Raw genomic sequence first — 21280 nt, 5'->3', positions numbered from 1 at the left:
ATATAAAATATGCAGACTAGCATGACGAGCTTTCTAAAACAACTTGAGCAACAGCAAATTCCTTACTATGACTAATTGATAAATGAACAACATACTCTGTACTTGTAATCAGAATCGGCTTACCTCTTTCATCATTTTTCACTTCAATATCTAAAAAGCTTACTTCTTTCCCGATACCAGTACCTACAGCTTTTGAATACGCCTCTTTCGCTGCAAACCTTCCAGCTACAAACTCTGTAAGACGACTTCCTTTCAGCTCCATAGCAACATTACGTTCATTTTCTGTTAAAATACGTTCCATAAATTTAAGCTTTCCATCTAGCATTTTTTCAATACGATTTAATTCAATAATATCGATTCCAATCCCTATAATCATTTCAAAATCCCCTTCTTCTATTTAACTTTCTTCTTTCATATTGATAAGAATAACAGAGAATCTTTCTGATGCAAAAGGGGTGGTAGTAACCGTATGCTAATAAGATCTACTCAGATTTCTTTACAACCGACTATTCTCACCTTACTTTTTATTCACTTAGTCATGATGATATTAGGCGACTTTTTCCTCTTCCCACTGGCAGCCTCTAATGAATATATCGCTAAAGGAGAATGGTGGCGTGTCATAACTTCCCTTCTGGTACACGTAGACTTACAACATTTTCTTTCTAATAGTATTTTTTTGTTTGCTCTTGGTTCTTCTATCGAAAAGCAACTCGGACACTTTTCTTTTTTTATTCTATTTTTTCTTTCTGGAATTTCCGGAAATATTTCTTCTTATATTATTATGCCTCCTGAATATATTCACGCAGGTGCATCAGGTGGTATTTTCGGACTATTAGGCGCACAATTATTTTTATTGTACAATCGATACCGCTCTTCAAAACCAAAAGAAATTGCCATTTTTTCAATTGTGATACTTCTATTACTGCTATTTACTTTCTTTAATCCTTCCGCCAATCCGATCAGTCATTTAACAGGTTTAATAACCGGCGGCATTTTAACTCCCTTTTTAACAAAAAAAAACGATGGTGCAAAGCTTATTTAATATAAAAGCTTGCACCATCGATAATTTCTACATCTACCTGTTCGTTTAAATCCCTCATTAATTGAAATAAAGACTCATCCTTCATCTTCGCCTCAATCATACAATCAATTTGCGGAACACTTCCCTTTATCCTTCTTAAAAAAGATAAAAATGCGTCTACATTAATATAATCTGCATGAGCTCTTGGATCTTTTCCCTCTCTAGGGCTAGAGATATGCATTTTAACCGGTAACAAAGATGTTTCCCACGTATGAACAACACGTGCCCAATCTTCATACCAATCTTCTTGCTCATTATTCATCATATGGTGATGCAAATCAAACACGACGGGAATATCTAATTTTTCTCCTAAATATAATGTTTCCTCTAACGTAAAAGTTGTATCATCATTTTCTAATATAATCATTTCTTGAATACCCCTTGGGACATTAGACCAATTCTCTATAAAACGCTCTAATGCAAGTTCTTTATCTTTATACCCTCCTCCAACATGTAGTACACATCGTTGCTTATGTTCAATCCCCATGCCTTTTAATAATTTTTTGTGCATCTGCAATGTCTTTACAGATTGTTTAAAAACACTCTCCTCAGGTGAATTTAGTACAACAAAATGATCTGGATGAAAATCAATTCGCATATTCATATGAATTGCATATTCACCTAATTCTTTCAATTTTTCTTTTAAAGGACGAATATAGTTCCACTCTAGCAATTCCTCATGATTCGCTAAAGGAATGAGCTTAGAACTAAGCCGAAAGAAAGATATGTCATGTCCCTTATTATGCTTTAATAAACGTAAACAATTTTCCAAATTGGAATTAGCAATTCTTTCAAGTTTACGAATTGCAGCATCACGATCATCTATTTTCTGAAACTGTGCGTACGTCATCGTTTGAGATGGGGATGCATTCTTCAAATGCACACTCATCGCAACGTAACCAAGCCTTACAAGCATATAACAGCCCCTTTTCTATCATAACTACTATGTAGTATGCACAATTACAGAAATAAAAAAAGAGAATGCCAACAAAGGGCATTCTCTTTTTTATTAAGCTTGTGGACGGCTATGATGTTTTCTTTCGCCGCGTCCATTTGAAGATCCTGGGCGACCTTGACCTTCACCTCTACGACCACGACTACCACCATCACGATTACGATCACGGTTTCCATCACGATTGCGATCACGGTTTCCGTCACGATTACGTCCATCACGGTTACGACCATCGCCACCGCCACGTCCGTCACGACTACGATTACGGTTACCATCACGGTATCCGCCTCCGTTACCGCCACGTTTTTTAGAACCGCCACCTCTTGAAACAACTGGTGGTTCTGATGTTAAAGCGATCGGAGTTGTATCCGGCTCTTTAGTCATCATTTTTAAAGCAGCAGCTACTACTGTTACAGAGTCATTCTCTTCTAACATTTCTTCTGCAATACGCTTGTAGTATGATAAGTTCTCATTTTGGATTGTGCTTTGAAGTTTTTCAGCGATTAAACGTTGTTGACCTTCTAATGCCTCATCAAGTGTCGGTGCTTCCATACGATCAACTTTACGCTTTGTTGTACGCTCGATATTTTTTAATTGTCCTGATTCACGTGGTGTTACAAATAACATTGCAATACCTTTTTTACCTGCACGGCCAGTACGACCGATACGGTGAACGTATGATTCTGGATCTTGTGGGATATCGAAGTTGTATACGTGTGTTACGCCTGAAATATCAAGACCACGTGCAGCAACGTCTGTTGCAACAAGAACTTCAATAGCACCTTCTTTAAATTTACGTAATACAGACATACGTTTCGCCTGTGTTAAGTCACCATGAATACCTTCTGCTGCATAACCACGTAAGTTTAGTGCTTCTGATAATTCATCAACACGACGCTTTGTACGACCGAATACGATCGCAAGCTCTGGAGATTGAATATCTAGTAAGCGTGTTAACACGTCAAACTTTTTCTTTTCTTGCACTTCTAAATAGAACTGCTGAATGTTTGGCATTGTTACTTCTTTTGCTTTTACTTTAATGTGTTGAGGCTCAGTCATGAAACGCTCAGCAATACGACGGATTGGATCTGGCATTGTCGCTGAGAATAATAATGTTTGATGTGTTTCTGGCACATCTGTTAAAATCGCTTCAATATCTTCAATGAAGCCCATGTTTAACATTTCATCCGCTTCATCAAGAACAACAGTCTCTACGTTTTGTAAGCGAAGTGTTTTACGGTTAATATGATCTAAAATACGACCCGGCGTACCAACAATAATGTGTGGGTGTTTTTTTAGAGCACGAATTTGGCGGTTAATATCTTGACCACCATAAATTGGTAGAATACGAACACGTTTATGTTTACCAATTTTGTATAGCTCTTCTCCAACTTGAATTGCTAATTCACGCGTTGGCGCGATAACAATACCTTGAACTGCTTCTTTATTTGTATCCACTTTATCTAATAGTGGTAATCCGAATGCTGCTGTTTTCCCTGTACCTGTTTGCGCTTGCCCAATAATATCCTTACCTTGCAATGCATGTGGAATTGTTTCAGCTTGAATCGGCGTAGCCTCTTCAAAGCCCATACTTTCAACCGATTGCAGTAAAGACTCACTTAATCCTAATTCTCGAAATGTTGTCAATGTTACTTCTCCTTTTCTATCCTATACTTATCATTTAAAAAAAGGCGTTTTCCGAATTTGCGGAAAAGCCCTTTTCCTGAATGCTCACGTATATAACCGGGCGTATATTCTTCACGAAAATACTTCTAAACGTTATTACACTTTATCAATTATAAGTTTTGTATGTGTAAAAAGCAAACCCAACTGTTACCTTATTTTATATTCAGGGCCTTTTTCTTTACTTTTATTTTTTTATCATTTACTGTAAGCGCTTATTATAAGTTTCTTCTATTTTCGTGACTATCATCCCTATTTATATACACCAATTATTTCAACATCGTAATTACTTCTTCTAATTTCATACCACGAGATGCTTTTATTAATACAACATCTTTCGCATCGACTACTGCTTGTAAATCTCTTACTAACTCTTCTTTATTATCATACGCCTTTACACGTTCATTAGGGAAATTAATTTTCGCTCCTTCAGCAATTTGAGCTCCTAATCTACCGTATGTGAATACATGTGAGATTTTTGCTGGATCGATTAATTTACCTACCTCATAATGGAACTGCACTTCTTGATTTCCAAGTTCTAACATATCACCAAGCACAACGATTTTTTTAGTAAATCCATCTAAACCATTCATTAAATGGAATGCTGCCTCCATAGCCGTCGGACTTGCATTATAAGCATCGTTGATAATTGTTAATCCACTATCCGTTTTTACAATCTCCATACGCATGCCCGTCATTTGAAGTGTTACTAAACCTTGTTTCATTTCTTCCCACGTCACACCAAAATGTGTCGCAATTGCCATTGAAGCAAGTGTATTGTACACATTATGTTTTCCTAACACCGGTAGGTAGAATGAAATATTTTCATCTCTATTCATTTTAAAATGTGTCCCAGTTGCCTGTAATGTTACAGTTGTTGGATAGTAATCGTTGGCTCTTGCATCACCAAACGTAACTGTTTCCGCTGCTAAATTCATTTCAGGAACACGATTCGTTAATAACGGCTCATCTCCATTATATACGAACACGCCACCTTCTTGTAACCCTGTAACAATTTCTAATTTCGCTTCAGCAATGGCCTCACGAGATCCTAAATCCATTAAATGTGCTTCACCAATATTCGTAATGATAGCTGCATTAGGACGAGCTAACTTAGATAAAAATTCAATCTCTCCTCGGCTTGACATACCCATTTCTAATACAGCTACTTCTGTATTTTCTTCTAAGTTTAAAATAGTGAGAGGTAACCCAATATGGTTATTGAAATTTCCTTCTGTTTTTTGAACTTTGAACTTAGTCGCGAGAATACTTGTCACAATATCTTTCGTGGATGTTTTACCGTTACTACCTGTCACACCAACAACTTTAACATCCAATTGATCGCGATAGTTTTTCGCTAACATTTGCAGTGCAGATAGCGTATCTTCTACAAAAATAACCGGAAGATTCTCGGGTGGATTTGCTACATCTTTCATCCACAATGTAGCTACAGCTCCATTTTCAACTGCTTTATCTACAAAAGCATGTCCATCGAAACGCTCCCCTTGAATCGGAACATATAAGTTTCCTTTTTCAATTTTTCTCGTATCAATAGACACGCCTTGAATAATAGTTCCCTCATATTGCTCTGCTAATCCAGTACCATTTACCATCTGTTCTACTTGCTTTAACATTCGCTTTATCATATAGAAACGCTCCTTACATAGAGGAAGCACTATTCCTACGAATAGTGCTTCCTCCTTTTTTTGTTAGATTGTATATTTAATTTTTTGTTTTTCTTCGTGACGTTCAATCGCTAAACGAATTAACTCTTCGATTAACTCTGGATACGGTAACCCAGTATGTTGCCATAATAGAGGGAACATACTAAACGGTGTAAATCCTGGCATAGTGTTTACTTCGTTAATATACACTTCTCCGTCTTTCGTTAAGAAGAAATCAGCTCGCGTTAAGCCTGCACCATCTAATGATTGGAACGCAATAATTGCATCACGCTTAATCACATCAGATTCTTCTTCTGTCATTTCAGCCGGAATAATTAACGCCGTATCACCATCGATATATTTCGACTTATAATCATAGAAGTCCTTTTTCGGAACGATTTCACCTACAACTGAACATTTCGGCTCATCATTACCTAGTACCCCAACTTCTACTTCACGACCTACAATATTTTCTTCTACAATAATTTTGCGATCAAATTGGAATGCCTCTACAAATGCATTCTCAAGTTCTTCACGATTTTTACACTTATTAATACCAACACTTGAACCAAGGTTTGCTGGTTTTACGAAACAAGGATATCCTAACTTATCTTCTACTTTAGAATAAGCTTCCTGACGATCTTTTTCCCATGCACTGCGAATGAAAGACGCATATTTTGCTTGTTTTAAACCAGCCTCTGCAAAGATGTTTTTCATAACAACTTTATCCATACCAGCAGATGATGCTAGAACACCATTTCCTACATAAGGAATATTCATCAATTCTAATAATCCTTGAACCGTTCCATCTTCACCGTTTGGTCCATGTAGTAATGGGAAAATAACGTCAATAGCGTTTTCCTCAGAAGCTGCAGATGGAATAATCTCTGTACTTAATGATAACGGAGAAATCGCATTTTCTGCACCACTCATTTTTAAAGCTTCAACATCTGTTACTTCACCTTCAATACGCTCACCACGTACCCATTGACCTTGTTCTGTAATATAAATTGGATGAATCTCGAATTTATCTTGATTTAACGCTTTAATAGCAGCAAGAGCCGTCTGTAACGAAACTTGATGCTCAGCTGATTTTCCACCATATAATAAACCTAATTTAATTTTTGTCACTGAAATCACCCTAACCAATTGTTTTCATTTTTCTATTTTAGCACTTTTTATAAAAATAGGTAGTTCCTATTTGAAATAAAATGTAACTTCCACAAATAATTAAATGACACCACTTATTGGTTTTCTACACTTTTTCTATTCCACTACTATACAAAGGTGAATTTTAAAATGAAATGGTAATCCTATCTAGTTATGTACCTAAAATATGTAGAAATCCCCTTTTTTGTGTATGTCACCTATTTACTAAGAAGATTGTTTGGTTAGTGTATCTTTTTGCCTTTGCTCAACAAGGCGATCTAAAGAAATATATACAATACCTGCAACTACACATCCTACAGCTAAAATTGTAAATAGAAAGTGGCCAAGTAATCGATCTAATAAAAAACCTCCCAAAAGTGGACCAAATGCGCTTCCTGTAATCCACTGCAAACTTGCAGCGCCCATATAAGTCCCTCTCAAATGCTCAGGGGCCAAGTTTGCTACAAATGTCATCTGTACAGGCGACATAATCATCTCACCTAACGTATATATAGCATAAACGAACAGTAGTGTTATTAAAATAACTGTAGCATTTGTATTAAACTCTCCAAACCACTTCGGTAACCACCCTATAAAAAATAATCCAATCCCGAACAAACATGCACCATATAACATCGTCTTCCCGACTGGTTTATCCGTAGCCCATTTTGAAATTTGAAATTGGAATAAAACAACTAATAGTCCGTTTAACGCCATTAAATATGGATATGGATTATTCGTTCCAAAAATACGCTTCATTTCGTTATCAAAATGTAGTGGCAACATGCCTTCTGTTTGAGAAAACCCCATCGAAATGATAATACCTGCTAATAAGTAAATCATTAATGCCTTATCTCGCATGACAATTTTCCAAACTGCCCCAGATTCCTTTTCTTTATGTTCTTCCTTATCTGTCCTCTTTGGCATCGTCTCTTGAATAAGAAGTAATACAAGTAACGCATAAAATAGCATTGTAGAAGAGGCAATAATAAACACAAGATTCTTTGACAACACAACTACTGATGCTCCCATTATCGGACCAATCGCAGCACCTATATTGTGTCCCATTCGTAATAAACCATATGCCTCTGTTCTTTTTTCTGGTGCCGTTACATCTGCGACCATAGCTGATGCAGCTGGATGAAATAAAGAATTACTCAATCCTAAAAAAATAGATAAAATTGCATATGGAATAAATCCTTCTATAAATAGAAAACCGAGCATTAATAATGCATTACTTGCCATAGAAAATATCATAATCGGCTTTCTTCCATATATGTCAGCAATTCTCCCTCCTATAAGTGACCCAAAGCTTGCAGCAATTGGAGAAAGCGCCATAATAACCCCAACTTCCAACAACGAATCTACCTTATCTTTTAAATATAATGCAAAAAAAGGCATTAACATCATCATTGCAATTCCATTTAACGTCTCTCCAATAAATCGAATCCATACGTTACGGTCCATCTCCCTTAACTCACGCCACGTATTTTTCATCATTTCACTCCTTTAGTTAGCCAACAATTATCTTATAATAAGTTCAGAAAAATGTAAATTTTCAAATAAAAAATCCATTCTAACAGAATTAGAATGGATTTTTTTCGCTTATAAATTCGCAACATCTTCTTCTTTTTTACCATTATTTAAAGCACTATGTTTTCGGCTATATAAGAAGTAAACCGCTATACCAATAACCATCCATATCCCAAAACTAATCCATGCTGTCCCCGATAATTGAAGCATTAAGTATAAACAGAAAATCACTGTTAACGCTGGTAAAAATGGTACAAGCGGAGCCTTAAATGCCCTTGGTAAGTCTGGATGGGTTCTTCTCATTACAATTACCGCAACAGCTACGAGTGCAAATGCTGACAATGTCCCCATGTTTACAAGATGTGCTAAAACATTTAAATCTATTAATCCTGAAATCAGTGCCGCAATAATTCCCGTTGTCCATGTATTTAAAAATGGCGTTTTAAATTTCGGATGAACTTTAGCAAGACGCTTCGGTAATAAACCATCTCGGCTCATCGCATAAGAAACACGAACTTGCCCATACATCATAACTAGCATTACTGTTGTAATCCCTGTAATTGCTCCTACTGAAATTACCCCCGCTAAGCCATCTTGTCCAATAAATTGCAGTGCAAAAGCAACTGGATCTGATATATTTAGCTGGCCGTATGGAACAATTCCTGTCAAAATAAGCGAAACAACGATATAAAGAACTGTACAAATTAATAACGATGCAATAATACCAATTGGTAAATCACGTTGCGGACGTTTCACTTCTTCTGCCGCTGTTGAAACTGCATCAAATCCTATAAATGCAAAGAATACTGTGGCCGCTCCAGCCATTACACCATCTAAACCAAATGGCATAAAAGGCGTCCAGTTTTCAGGTTTCACATAATTAAAACCAGCAAAAATAAAAATAAGAACAACTGCTATTTTAATAAATACCATAATGTTATTTACTCGTGCACTTTCACGAACACCTCTAGATAAAAGAACTGTCATCACTAAAATAATTAGAACTGCAGGTAGATCAATTATTCCACCCTTTCCTGTACCAGGAGCCGAGGAGAGAATAGTCGGAATGTGGATTCCAAACCCCTTTAATAAAGATTGAAAATATGCAGACCAACCGTTTGCTACAGCAGATGTAGCAAGTAAATATTCAAGCATTAAGTCCCAGCCAATTAAAAATGCGAATACTTCCCCCATCGTCGCGTATGTATACGTATACACACTGCCCGAGACAGGAACTGAAGAAGCAAATTCAGCATAACAAAATGCAGCAAAGGCACAAGCTAGCGCGGCAATCGCAAATGATAATATAATAGCTGGCCCAGAATGTTTCGCTGCCACAACACCCGTTAGAACAAAAATACCAGTTCCAACAATTGCTCCGATTCCAAGCATAGTTAAATCTAGCGTGCCCAATGTTCTCGCTAACGTTTTTTGCTTACTTTCTTGCATTAACTTTGCAATTGGCTTCTTTTGAAAAATTTGCTTCATCTTTCACTCCTCCAAGTTTTAAATTTTCTGAAAATTTTTAATTCGCTTTTTTATTTTACTCATTACGCTTTTCCTAGTCAATACTTTTGTCGAAACAAGTAGAAATTCTTCTGAATATGCACTATCCTTATCATTCTTTCTATATATCTTTCGACAACTCTTTTTGGTATTATTATACATGTCGATTCCACAAAAAAGGCATGCTCCCTTATTGAGAGCATGCCTTTTTTTACTTATTTCACAGTATATGAACCTTGTTCAATCCAGCTATACATATACTTTTCATCTTCTGTTTCATGTGCTTGTTTTACAATACGAAGCGGACGGAATGTGTCTATCATAACAGCTAATTCAAGTGTCTCTTTCTTCCCTATACTTGCCTCTGTTTTCCCCGGATGCGGCCCATGGGGAATCCCGCTCGGATGAAGTGTAATAGAACCTTCTTCCACACCTTTGCGACTCATAAAGTTTCCTTCTACATAGTAAAGAACTTCATCACTATTAACATTACTATGATAATATGGTGCCGGAATTGACTCTGGATGATAATCGTATAAACGTGGTACGAAAGAGCAAATAACAAAATTATGCCCTTCAAATGTTTGATGTACTGGCGGTGGCTGATGAATGCGCCCTGTAATTGGTTCAAAATCCTCTACATTAAATACCCACGGATATAAATAGCCATCCCATCCAACAACATCTAACGGGTGGTGTCCTAAAACATGTTTATGCATATAGCCTCTTGATTTTGTCATTACGACAAACTCGCCTTTTTCATCATAGGTCTCTAATTTTTCTGGACCACGAAGATCTCTTTCACAAAACGGACTATGCTCTAACAATTGTCCGTATTCATTTCGATAACGACGCGGCGTTGTAATTTGGCTATTCGCCTCTACAACAAGAAACTTAGTCTCTCCTTCATCTGGAATAACACGATAAATCGTTCCAATTGGGATCGTTACATAGTCGCCTTTTCTATAGTGAATCGTTCCAAACATTGTTTCAATTTTCCCTGTTCCATAATGAACAAATAACATTTCGTCGCCATCACCATTACGATAGAAATAATCCATTTTTTCTGTTGGGCTCACTACTCCAATTAACAAATCTTCATTTCCAAGTATGAAATTTCGTCCACTTATTGCATCACCACTTTTTTTATTTTCTTTCGTTCGGAAGTGGCGATGAGAAAGAGCAACATCCTCTTCATACTGCAACTGACAAGAATGCGATAATGCAGAATGACCTACTTCTGTTGGCATATAGTGATGATACAAAATAGACTGCGTACCAGAAAATCCTTTCGTTCCCATTACCTGTTCACGATAAAGCGATCCATCTTTTTTACGAAATTGTACATGTCGTTTATGAGGTAGTTCTCCCATGTGACGATAAAACATGCCCATCACCCGCTTCCTTTTCTTTTTTGATCGTATTACGTAGTGTACCTAAACCAGTAATCGACAGCTCTACAACATCTCCATCTTGTAGCCACTCTTCTGTACCAAGTTCTAAAATACAGCCTGTTCCTACTGTCCCAGAACCAATCACATCTCCTGGATATAACGTCACGTCCTCTGAAGCACGTTCAATCATTTCAGCAAATGTATAGTAAATATCTTGGAAGTTTCCCTTTGATAATAGTTTTCCATTTACATGAGCAGTCATTTCTAAATCATATCGATCACCATTACGATAAACATCTAATTCCTCTTTCGTAACAAGATGTGTTCCTAACGAAGTTGCAAAGTCCTTTCCTTTCGCAGGACCGAGACCTACTTTCATTTCTGTTGCTTGTAAGTCTCTCGCACTCCAGTCGTTCATAATACAATAACCAAAAATATATTCCTCTGCTTGCTCACGAGAAATATTTCGCCCTTCTTTTCCTATTACGCAAGCAATCTCCAACTCGTAATCAAGCTTTTTAGACTTTTTCGGACCAATTACAAAATCACCGGAACCAATTACAGCACGATGATTAGTAAAATAAAAAACCGGAATATCATACCATTCAGGCACAACATCTAGTCCTCTTCGTCCACGAGCTGTTTTTACATGTTGTTCAAATGCGTAAAAATCTCGAATACTACTCGGATTAGGAAGAGCAGCTGTCAATTGTACTTCTTCTAAAGCATATATACCCTTATTTGGATTCTTAATATTCCGCACTACTTCTACATACTCATCCGTTTTCTCTAAAAAAGCCATTATAGAAGAAGGGATTTTCCCTTCACTAGCAAGATTCATATCTATTACTTTGTCACCTTCAAGCCATCCAGCCCGTATTTCTTTTGAAGGAAGACGAAATGTAACAAATTTCATCCTGATTCCTCCTTATAAAAATGAAATTTCCACCAGCAAAGGGACTTTTGCTGGTAGATATGAATCTTATAAGTTTCCGCGACGCTCTTGTTCTCTTTCAATTGATTCGAATAACGCTTTAAAGTTTCCTTCACCAAATCCACGAGAACCTTTACGTTGAATGATTTCAATAAATAAAGTCGGGCGATCTACAATTGGTTTCGTAAAGATTTGTAGTAAGTAACCTTCATCATCACGATCTACTAAGATCTTTAATTCTTTTAATTTATCAATTTCTTCATCGATTTTTCCAACTCGTGCAGTTAACTCATCATAATAAGTATCAGGTGTATCTAAAAACTCCACCCCATTTGCACGAAGCGCTTCAACCGTTTTAACAATATCACTTGTTAATAAAGCAAGATGCTGTACACCAGCTCCATTATAGAATTCTAGATACTCTTGAATTTGTGACTTTCTCTTTCCGTCTGCTGGTTCGTTAATAGGAAACTTAATACGGCTTCCATTTGTCATAACTTTCGACATTAAAGCCGAATACTCTGTACTAATATCATCATCATCAAAATGAATCATTTGTTTAAAGCCCATGACATTCTCGTAATAACTAACCCACTCTTCCATTTTTTCAACATTACCAACTACATGATCGACAGCAATTAAGCCAGACTCTTCAAATGGAATATTAAACTCTACCTTTTCGAATCCTGGCATAAATGCCCCTTTATAATTTTTACGCTCTACAAGCGTATGAATTGTATCACCATACGTACCAATAACTGCTTTTTTCAATGTACCGTCCTCATCTGTTAATTCCTCTGGTGGAGCAATTGCGACGGCACCACGTTTCACTGCTTCTGAGTATGCTTTATCAACATCATCGACAAGTAGTGCCACATCCTTGACGCCATCACCATGAGTCTTTACAAACTCTGCAATACGATTTTCACTACTTAAAGCTCCAGACACAACAAAACGCATATTTTTTTGCACAAGAACATAAGATACCTTTTCACGGTTTCCAGTTTCTAATCCAGAGTAAGCCACAATTTTGAATCCGAATGCTCTCGCAAGATAATAACTCGATTGCTTTGCATTCCCTACGTAAAATTCCAAATGATCTACATCACGTACTGGAAAAAAGTCCTCCATTTGTGCAGCTAGCGTATCCATAGATTTTTGTTTCATAATATCTTCATCCCCCTGTAAATAGATTAAATGGTCCATACTTAAAACCAACCGAAAACGCTTCCAACATAAATAAATAGAAATTAGTTAGCAAGCTAACAAATTCTGACCTTTAAAATTTTCTATCTTTTCTGTCAAATTCCTCTTTTTTTCTTACATATAAAATTCGACTTTTTTCTCTTTGAAATAAAGTGAAACTTTAATCAGCCCTCACCAATCAGGCTTTTACTCAGTGGATTTTTGATTATTCGTTGAATCAAGTTGCAACCGCAGCGTCTAATTAGCCATGGATGCTAAATAATGAGGTAACTTTAATACTTGAAGGTATATAAGAAGAAAATAAAAAAGACTCCAACATATTTACTGCTTACTAATACGTTAGAGTCTTTATTTTTTTTGAATGGTTGTATTTATATATATCATACTAATACACTTGCAAGGAATAGAATAAATGATGTTAATATTACCGCTCCACCTAAGGATCCTAATAAATCCGTTTTTGTTACTTGAAACACTTGTTCACTGTTCATATCCCTCATTCTCCTTCCATTTTTGTTTGATTTAAAACTTCTATTATACTAATACGCTTGATAGAAATACGATTAATGCTGTTAATACTACCGCTCCACTTGCTGATCCTACGAAGTCACCTTTTGTTACTTGTAATACTTGCTCTTTCATATCTTTCATTCTCCCTTCTTTTTCTTTTGTTACAAAACTTCTATTATACTAATACGCTTGATAGAAATACGATTAATGCTGTTAATACTACTGCTCCACTTGCTGATCCTACGAAGTCACCTTTTGTTACTTGTAATACTTGCTCTTTCATATCTTTCATTCTCCCTTCTTTTTCTTTTGTTACAAAGTTTCTATTATACTAATACGCTTGATAAAAATACGATTAATGCTGTTAATACTACTGCTCCACTTGCTGATCCTACGAAGTCACCTTTTGTTACTTGTAATACTTGCTCTTTCATATCATTTATCCTCCCTTCTTTTTCTTTTGTTACAAAACTTCTATTATACTAATACGCTTGATAGAAATACGATTAACGCTGTTAATACTACCGCCCCACTTGCTGATCCTACGAAGTCACCTTTTGTTACTTGTAATACTTGCTCTTTCATATCATTTATCCTCCCTTTTTATAAGTTATCTATATGTAATTTATAAGAAATGTTTATTTCATAGTTTTTATGTTAACGTTACATTAAATTTGATAACGTAACGTTTGTAACATTAATGTAACATAACTATTGTTACGTTGCAATATAATAACGTGAAATTTATTACACTTTTTTTACGTTTTTTTATAAAACTCCCCAAAAACCCTTATTTAATACACTTTTCACTAAGTTCACGTTTGTAACATTCGTGTAATATTAAAGTCATAAAGTAAAATATAGTCATCCTTCTCTCTATTTTTGTTACAAACAGTTTATTTAGTGACACTAAACCTATCTAATCTTTACTTACTTTTAATATGAGATAAAATACCGTCTTTCCAAGATAAGTTTATATGTTTCCTCTATATAACTATGTATAATAAAAACAAAGAGGTGGTCATTTTGAAATTAATCGCATTAGATATGGATGGTACACTACTATCATCTAATCTTGAAATCTCCAAAGAAAACCTACAAGCAATCCAAACTGCACAAGAAGCTGGTCATATTGTAATGATTTGTTCTGGTCGTGCGAAAGAGGATGCTTTAAAGCTATTGGAAGAATATAAATTATCTCTTCCAGTTGGAGCAAGCAATGGGGCTATTGTTTATGTGGATGGAAAAGTAATTAACTCTCGTTGTATACAAAACGACAAAGTGTACAAACTTGCAAAATTACTAGAATCTGAAGGTTTCCCATATAAGCTATATACGAATAAAGGCGTTTATTCTCCATATACATGGCAAGATCAAGTGATGCAAGCGTTCGAAGAAAATAAGCATGCGCTCGATGTTACATTAGAGGAGCTTGAACGAATTACAGAAAAGCAAAAAAAATCAAACCTAATTACTGATTTCAAAAAAATAGAAGATGTTGTAAATAACCAAGAACTAGAAATATCTAAATTCTTCATTTCAACATTTAATGCAGCGCATCGCGCACAGCTATTAAGCGTGTTACAAGAAGACGCTGATATTATGGTTACAGCATCAGCTCCTACTAACTTAGAAATTATGGATAAGAATGGACATAAAGGAAACGGGCTACAGCAGATGGCAGCTCATTTTAATATCCCTATTGAAGATACAGTTGCTATTGGTGATAATTTTAATGATGTACCAATGCTAGAAGTAGCAGGCTTATCTGTTGCAATGGGCAACGCTGAAGAAGATGTAAAAAAACTATGTGATGTTGTAACACTAACAAACAATGAACATGGTGTTGCTCACGCAATTGAGCAATTTGTATTGAAACAAACTTCATCTAGTAAATAAAAAAAGGACTCTTTCAATTTGAAAGAGTCCTTTTTTTATACATGATGACAAGAAACAAAATGATTATCACCAACATTACGAAATTCTGGTATTGTTTTTTTACAAACATCTGTTGCAAACGGGCAACGTGTATGAAAACGACAACCCGAAGGTGGACTTGCTGGACTTGGAATATCCCCTTCTAGTATAATTCGCTCTCGCTTCACTGTTGGATCTGGTATTGGAACAGCTGATAACAATGCTTTTGTATACGGATGTAGCGGATTGGTAAATAACTCATCACGCGGCGCCGTCTCCACAATTGTACCTAAATACATAATTCCGATTTTCGTACATAAATGTTCTACTACACTCAAATCATGTGAAATGAATAAATAGGATAATCCCTTTTTCTCCTGTAACTCACTAAATAAATTAATAATTTGTGCTTGGATAGATACATCTAGTGCCGCCACAGGTTCATCAGCTACAATGAATTCTGGATTTAATACCATAGCCCTTGCTATTACGATACGCTGACGTTGTCCACCAGAAAACTCATGGGGATACCGGTCAATATGATAAGGAGCTAAGCCACATAACTCCAATACTTCAATTACCTTTTCACGAACATTTTCTTTCGTCGCTAATCCGTGGGCCAACATCGGCTCTCCAAGCGCTTCACCAATTCTCATTCTCGGATTTAATGAGCTAAATGGATCTTGGAAAACGAGCTGCATATTAGGGCGATGTTTTCTCAATTCATCCTTGGATAAAGAATGAACATCTTTCCCTTTAAACTTCACTTCCCCCTCCGTTTTTTGAACGAGGCGTAAAATTGTTTTTCCTATCGTTGTTTTTCCGCTCCCTGATTCGCCAACGAGACCAAACACTTCACCTTTATTAATAGTAAAACTTACTCCATCAACTGCTTTTACATGCCCGATCGTTCTACTAAATATGCCACCTTTAATTGGAAAATATGTCTTTAGGTTTTTCACCTCTAATAATGGTTCACTCATTGTTCCGCACGCTCCTCATATAACCAGCAAGCTACTTTATGATTTTCATCATTTCCATTTAGATTTGGGGCTTCTTTTTCACATATTTCCATACAATGCTCACAACGCCCACTAAAGTAGCAAAACTCACCTAAACCAACTAAATTCGGAACTTGCCCTGGAATAGAATATAGTTTATCTATTCGTTTTCCCATTACTGGTTTTGATTTCAACAATCCTTTCGTATAAGGGTGTTTTGGATTTTGGAATATCTCTAGTACTGGAGCTTCTTCAATAACTTTCCCGCCATACATAACGACAACGTAATCAGCCATTTCTGCTACGACACCTAAATCATGTGTAATTAATAAGATCGACGTTTTAAATTCTTCTTTCACTTGTCTTAGTAAATCCAATATTTGAGCTTGAATCGTAACATCAAGAGCTGTTGTTGGTTCATCTGCAATTAATAACTTAGGATTACAACTAAGCGCAACAGCAATCATAATACGTTGTAACATCCCGCCGCTCAGTTCATGCGGATAAGAATGAACAATTTCATTAGCACGGGCTATGCCAACTTTACGAATTAACTCAATTGCTTTCTTATACGCTTCATTTTTACTAAGTAATTCATGCTCCCTTAGCGTTTCTACAATTTGCTCACCTACAGTGAAGACGGGATTTAGCGATGTCATCGGTTCTTGGAAAATCATCGCAATATCATTGCCTCGTAAACTACGAAGTTCTTTCTCTTTCATTCCTAAAAGACTTTTTCCTTCATATAAAATGTCTCCACCTACTACACTGCCAGATTCAGCAATAAGCCCCATAATAGATAAAGCCGTTACACTCTTCCCGCAACCTGATTCTCCTACTACACAAACCGTTTCACCTTCTCGAACAGCAAAGCTAACATGGTTTACAGCCTTCACTGTCCCTTCCTCCGTTTGAAAGTGTGTTTGTAAGTCTTTTAGCTCTACTACCGCTCTACTCATACCTTCTCACCTACCGTCTCATCTTTGGATCTAACGCATCACGAAGTGCATCACCAAGTAAATTAATTGATACAACTGTTATAAAGATTGCAAAACCAGGCGGAATCCATAACCACGGACGCTTTTGGAAATCAATTAATGAGTTAGCTGCGCTAATCATGTTCCCCCATGATGGTGTAGGTGGGACGACGCCGAGACCTAAGTAGCTTAGCGCGGACTCACTTAAAATAGATCCAGCCACACCCAAAGTTGCTACAACAATAAGTAACGGAAAAACGTTAGGAATTAGATGATGAATGATTTTTCGAGAATCTTTTAATCCTAATACATCTGCCGCTTGCATAAAGGCTTGCTCCCGCAATGTTAAAATTTGTCCCCTCACAAGACGCGCAAGTCCTGGCCATCCTACTAAACTTAAAATAATCATTACAACATATAAACGGTACTCCGATGGTAATTTCCATTCTGATAAAATTGCTCCCATTATAATAAGTAGTGGTAATCCTGGAATGGACATTAACACATCTGCAACACGCATAATTAAATGATCTACAACTCCTCGATAAAAACCAGCAATTGCTCCTAATAGAGCTCCTAGTATAACGGATAGTAGCATCGACGCTAAACCGATTGTTAATGAAATACGCCCTGCTTGCATAAGTCTAGTTAAAATATCCCGTCCCAACTGGTCTGTCCCAAGCCAATGTGACAGGCTGGGTGGTTTATTAATTTGTGTTACTTGTACTTTCCCATCAGCATACGGTGAAAAGATTGGACCGATAAAACTAAATAAAAACATAAATATTAAAACGTATAAGCCACACAGTGCCATCTTATTTTTCTTGATTTTTTTATACGCTTGGCGCCATGGTGATGATTCATTTCTCTTTTTCCGTTCTTTCTTTTTCTCTATTATAGGTGTAATAGTCTCCATATCTTTCCCCCCTTACTTCAATCGAATTCTTGGATCAACAAACGCATAGACAATATCAGCTAAGAAATTAGCCATAATTGTTAAACAAGAAAGAAACATTGTAAAGGCCATTAATACCGTATAATCACGAAAGTTTAATGCTTCTAATTGAATACTCCCAATCCCTGGCCAATTAAAAATCTGTTCAATAATAATGGCTCCTGAAAATAAACCCGGTAATTCAAAAGCGAGTAATGTAATTGCTGGCAAAATTGCATTTTTCAATGCATGTTTATAAATAACGGTTCTTTCTTTTAAACCTTTTGCACGAGCAGTACGAATATAATCTTGCCTAATAACATCCAACATGCCCGTTCTAAAATAGCGTGTTAACGATCCTACACCAAGAAGCGTTAAAATAAATACAGGTAGAATCATATGACGTAATACTTCTAATATGTATGCTATCCCTGTTGAGTTACTCCCAATATCAATCATGCCACCAATAGGTAATAACTTTAAATCAACTGCTAATAATTTAATTAAAAATAGTCCGATAAAGAATGATGGAAATGACATTGCTGCAAAGACACCGATTGTTACCAATCTATCAAACCAAGAATGCTGCTTTGTTGCAGAAATAACCCCAATAATAAGAGCAATAATCCAAGTGAAAAATAAAGCTGCAGCAGCAACAATAAATGTATTCCAAATGAATTTATTAAGTAATGAAGTTACCGGTTCTTGGTACTGTAAAGAAAATCCAAAATCACCATGCAAAGCATTCACTAGCCAATGAAAATACCTTTCAATAATCGGTTTATTTAAACCGTACAACTCTCTTAATTCTTGAGCTCTCTCTGGTGTTAATTTTGGATTTGAATCGATATAATCACCTGGTAAGAGTGCAAATAAGAAAAAGATAATAATAGACGTACCAAACAATGTAGGAATCATTTGTAGAAACCTACGAATGATATATGTTTTCACCTTTTGTCTCCCCAATCCTATTTACTTAAAAATAGAAGAACATTTTTTCAAAACAGCTACCATTCCCTTGCTGTGTGAAAAAACGTCTTCTATTAGTTAGGTCAACCCTTATTGTTCAATAGATAACACTGGTAAGTTGGAACTGATGCTATCGTACTTTTCTGGATCAATTCCTTTTATACGTGCATTATGAGCATAAAGTAGTTTACGATAGTTTAATAAAATAACTGGTGGATCATCACTTAACTCTTTATACAGCTCTTTATAAATCGCTTTACGTTTTTCAATATCTGTCGTTCCTATACCTTTTACAATCAAATCATCTACTTTCGGATTATTATAACCCGTATCACTTTTTGGATTAGTTGATAAGTACTCACTTACAACTTCACTTGGATCACTAATTCCTGGTGTTGAAACTGCCGCTAAATCGTAGTCACCTTTTCCTACTTTTGAAAGCATCGTATTAAAGTCCATCAACTCTGGATTTAATTCAACACCAATTTCTTTGTAACTTTCTTTTGCAATTGGAATAAAGATATCATTTGTTTTACCTGTATTTGATGCGTAGTATGTTAATTTTAATTTTTGACCATCTTTTTCACGAACCCCGTCAGAACCTACTTTCCAACCAGCCTCATCCAATAATTTTTTAGCCTTTTCTACGTCGTGCGGATATTTATTAATACCTTCTTCTGTATATGCCCATGAAACTGGAGCAATTGGTACGTTAGCGACAGAGCCATAGCCTTGTAAAGCTGTATCCACATACTTCTTACGGTCTAATCCATAAGTAAGTGCTTGGCGTACCTTTTTATCTTTCAAATACGACTTCTTATTATTTACATAGATATAAGCAATATCACTTGATGATTCAAGATTAATATTTGCAAACTCCAATCCTTTTAATTGGTCTATATTTTCAGGGTTCGCTCTAAATCCACTATAGTCCAGTTCACCTGTTTGGAATAATTGGAATCCAGTATCACCTGATGTGATTTTGTAAATAAAGTTTTTAATTTTTGGTTTACCTGCATAATAATTTTCGTTAGCAACAAAGCGGACTTCTTGACCTGGAACATATTTTTCAAATTTATATGGACCCGCTGCAATTGGTTGCCCATATAATGCTTTTAAATAGTCTAAACTTGTATTTTGTTTATAATCTTTTCCATAATAAGCTTTTGATAGCACTGGGCCACCTAAATTCGTTAGCGCCTGTGAATTAACTTTTTCAGTTGTAATTTTAATTGTCTGTGGATCAACAACTTGGATTCCTTCAATAGAAGTTGCTTTTCCTTCTTTATATTCTTTCCCACCTTTAACAGCATACTGAGCAATATCCAATCCACCTTCATACGCTTTATCATGAAGTAGTGTTAATGTAAATGCTACATCATCCGCTGTTAGAGGCGACCCATCACTAAATTTTAAATTTTTACGTAAATGGAATGTATATGTTAACTGGTCAGCAGAAATATCCCATTTTTCTGCAAGATCCGGAACAGGTTTACTTTGTTTGTCTGTTGTTACTAATGAAGCAAAAATAACCGACGTTACATTTCCATCCCAACCATTATCTTGGAAATACGGAAGGAAAACTCCCCCTGGCTTAGAAATGGCTGTAATGAAAGTATCTTTTCGTTGATTTGCTTTCTCTGGACTTTTCTTTTTATCTGTAGCTGGAATTGATTCAATCTTAGAATCTTTTAAATCCTGCTTTTTTACTGGTTCTGTAGAAGCCGAGTCCTCCTGTCCCCCACAAGCAGATAACACAAGCGAACTACTAAGTAATACTGAAAATACACCAGCCCATTTTTTTGTCTTTTTCTTCATTGTCCCCACCCTAACTGTTTAATAGTTATACCCTTTGAACTTATTAGCTTAT

Annotated in this window: 22 protein-coding genes; 2 read left to right on the top strand and 20 right to left on the bottom strand. The window is 36.1% G+C overall.

All coding sequences use genetic code 11. The annotated features are described in order from the left end of the window. Positions 1 to 16: 16 nt before the first annotated feature. A complete protein-coding gene (gene acpS / locus AC3EMB_RS01340) occupies positions 17 to 376 on the bottom strand; it encodes a holo-ACP synthase (RefSeq protein ID WP_488517407.1) in 360 nt (119 codons plus the stop codon). A 93-nt stretch (positions 377 to 469) separates the two neighbouring features. On the opposite strand from acpS, the gene AC3EMB_RS01335 reads away from it, so the two are divergent. Next, a complete protein-coding gene (locus AC3EMB_RS01335) occupies positions 470 to 1042 on the top strand; it encodes a rhomboid family intramembrane serine protease (RefSeq protein ID WP_000908526.1) in 573 nt (190 codons plus the stop codon). On the opposite strand, the gene uvsE is transcribed toward AC3EMB_RS01335, so the two are convergent. From uvsE to AC3EMB_RS01265, 14 genes are all read right to left on the bottom strand, one after another. Then, on the bottom strand, positions 1035 to 1997 hold the full coding sequence (uvsE, locus tag AC3EMB_RS01330; protein WP_000961144.1) for a UV DNA damage repair endonuclease UvsE: 963 nt from the start codon (positions 1995 to 1997) through the stop codon (positions 1035 to 1037). The genes AC3EMB_RS01335 and uvsE overlap by 8 nt on opposite strands. Before the next feature lie 93 nt (positions 1998 to 2090). Next, entirely contained in the window at positions 2091 to 3680 is a 1590-nt protein-coding gene (gene cshA, locus AC3EMB_RS01325) for a degradosome RNA helicase CshA (protein WP_000206602.1), read from the bottom strand. Positions 3681 to 3985: 305 nt separating this feature from the next. Next, positions 3986 to 5362 carry a UDP-N-acetylmuramoyl-tripeptide--D-alanyl-D-alanine ligase gene (gene murF / locus AC3EMB_RS01320; RefSeq protein WP_000595969.1) on the bottom strand — a complete coding sequence of 459 codons (1377 nt, stop codon included), beginning with the start codon at positions 5360 to 5362 and terminating at the stop codon, positions 3986 to 3988. Positions 5363 to 5425: 63 nt separating this feature from the next. Next, positions 5426 to 6511 carry a D-alanine--D-alanine ligase gene (locus AC3EMB_RS01315; protein WP_071731892.1) on the bottom strand — a complete coding sequence of 362 codons (1086 nt, stop codon included), beginning with the start codon at positions 6509 to 6511 and terminating at the stop codon, positions 5426 to 5428. 243 nt (positions 6512 to 6754) lie between these two features. After that, positions 6755 to 8026: an MDR family MFS transporter gene (locus AC3EMB_RS01310; RefSeq protein ID WP_043315020.1), complete on the bottom strand. Its 1272-nt coding sequence runs from the start codon at positions 8024 to 8026 to the stop codon at positions 6755 to 6757. A 108-nt stretch (positions 8027 to 8134) separates the two neighbouring features. Then, the gene (bcaP, locus tag AC3EMB_RS01305; RefSeq protein ID WP_488517406.1) at positions 8135 to 9550 is read right to left on the bottom strand and encodes a branched-chain amino acid transporter BcaP; all 1416 of its coding nucleotides are present in this window, start codon (positions 9548 to 9550) and stop codon (positions 8135 to 8137) included. 233 nt (positions 9551 to 9783) lie between these two features. Beyond that, positions 9784 to 10956, bottom strand: a complete 1173-nt coding sequence (locus tag AC3EMB_RS01300; protein WP_014481934.1) for a homogentisate 1,2-dioxygenase — start codon at positions 10954 to 10956, stop codon at positions 9784 to 9786. After that, the gene (locus tag AC3EMB_RS01295) at positions 10922 to 11878 is read right to left on the bottom strand and encodes a fumarylacetoacetate hydrolase family protein (protein WP_053565410.1); all 957 of its coding nucleotides are present in this window, start codon (positions 11876 to 11878) and stop codon (positions 10922 to 10924) included. The genes AC3EMB_RS01300 and AC3EMB_RS01295 overlap by 35 nt, the downstream gene beginning before the upstream one ends. A 66-nt stretch (positions 11879 to 11944) precedes the next feature. Beyond that, positions 11945 to 13063 carry a 4-hydroxyphenylpyruvate dioxygenase gene (hppD, locus tag AC3EMB_RS01290; protein ID WP_053565411.1) on the bottom strand — a complete coding sequence of 373 codons (1119 nt, stop codon included), beginning with the start codon at positions 13061 to 13063 and terminating at the stop codon, positions 11945 to 11947. A gap of 419 nt (positions 13064 to 13482) precedes the next feature. Then, positions 13483 to 13593 (bottom strand): DUF3948 family protein, encoded by a 111-nt coding sequence (locus tag AC3EMB_RS01285; protein WP_001083691.1) that lies wholly within the window; start codon positions 13591 to 13593, stop codon positions 13483 to 13485. Between the two features lie 43 nt (positions 13594 to 13636). Continuing rightward, positions 13637 to 13753, bottom strand: coding sequence for a DUF3948 family protein (locus tag AC3EMB_RS01280; RefSeq protein ID WP_000654250.1), 117 nt, complete (start codon positions 13751 to 13753; stop codon positions 13637 to 13639). 34 nt (positions 13754 to 13787) lie between these two features. Continuing rightward, positions 13788 to 13904 (bottom strand): DUF3948 family protein, encoded by a 117-nt coding sequence (locus tag AC3EMB_RS01275; RefSeq protein WP_000654250.1) that lies wholly within the window; start codon positions 13902 to 13904, stop codon positions 13788 to 13790. A 34-nt stretch (positions 13905 to 13938) separates the two neighbouring features. Next, the gene (locus AC3EMB_RS01270) at positions 13939 to 14046 is read right to left on the bottom strand and encodes a DUF3948 family protein (RefSeq protein ID WP_000664237.1); all 108 of its coding nucleotides are present in this window, start codon (positions 14044 to 14046) and stop codon (positions 13939 to 13941) included. 43 nt (positions 14047 to 14089) lie between these two features. Beyond that, entirely contained in the window at positions 14090 to 14197 is a 108-nt protein-coding gene (locus tag AC3EMB_RS01265; protein WP_000664237.1) for a DUF3948 family protein, read from the bottom strand. 441 nt (positions 14198 to 14638) lie between these two features. Between AC3EMB_RS01265 and AC3EMB_RS01260 the strand changes: the two genes are divergently transcribed. Further along, on the top strand, positions 14639 to 15511 hold the full coding sequence (locus tag AC3EMB_RS01260) for a Cof-type HAD-IIB family hydrolase (protein ID WP_000766424.1): 873 nt from the start codon (positions 14639 to 14641) through the stop codon (positions 15509 to 15511). A 35-nt stretch (positions 15512 to 15546) separates the two neighbouring features. Here AC3EMB_RS01260 and AC3EMB_RS01255 read toward each other — a convergent pair whose 3' ends face one another. From AC3EMB_RS01255 to AC3EMB_RS01235, 5 genes are all read right to left on the bottom strand, one after another. Then, positions 15547 to 16512, bottom strand: a complete 966-nt coding sequence (locus tag AC3EMB_RS01255) for an ABC transporter ATP-binding protein (RefSeq protein WP_063546235.1) — start codon at positions 16510 to 16512, stop codon at positions 15547 to 15549. After that, complete coding sequence (locus tag AC3EMB_RS01250; protein ID WP_053565413.1) at positions 16509 to 17489, bottom strand: ABC transporter ATP-binding protein; 981 nt, start codon at positions 17487 to 17489, stop codon at positions 16509 to 16511. The genes AC3EMB_RS01255 and AC3EMB_RS01250 overlap by 4 nt, the downstream gene beginning before the upstream one ends. A gap of 10 nt (positions 17490 to 17499) precedes the next feature. After that, positions 17500 to 18423 carry an oligopeptide ABC transporter permease gene (gene opp4C, locus AC3EMB_RS01245; protein WP_000447957.1) on the bottom strand — a complete coding sequence of 308 codons (924 nt, stop codon included), beginning with the start codon at positions 18421 to 18423 and terminating at the stop codon, positions 17500 to 17502. A 12-nt stretch (positions 18424 to 18435) separates the two neighbouring features. Then, positions 18436 to 19392 carry an ABC transporter permease gene (locus AC3EMB_RS01240; RefSeq protein WP_000860687.1) on the bottom strand — a complete coding sequence of 319 codons (957 nt, stop codon included), beginning with the start codon at positions 19390 to 19392 and terminating at the stop codon, positions 18436 to 18438. Positions 19393 to 19500: 108 nt separating this feature from the next. Continuing rightward, on the bottom strand, positions 19501 to 21228 hold the full coding sequence (locus tag AC3EMB_RS01235; protein ID WP_488517405.1) for an ABC transporter substrate-binding protein: 1728 nt from the start codon (positions 21226 to 21228) through the stop codon (positions 19501 to 19503). Between the last annotated feature and the right edge of the window lie 52 nt (positions 21229 to 21280).

Source organism: Bacillus sp. LQ16 (genome assembly GCF_057784645.1).
Note: the sequence above shows the minus strand (reverse complement) of the source record. Positions and strands in the feature narration are given on the sequence as shown.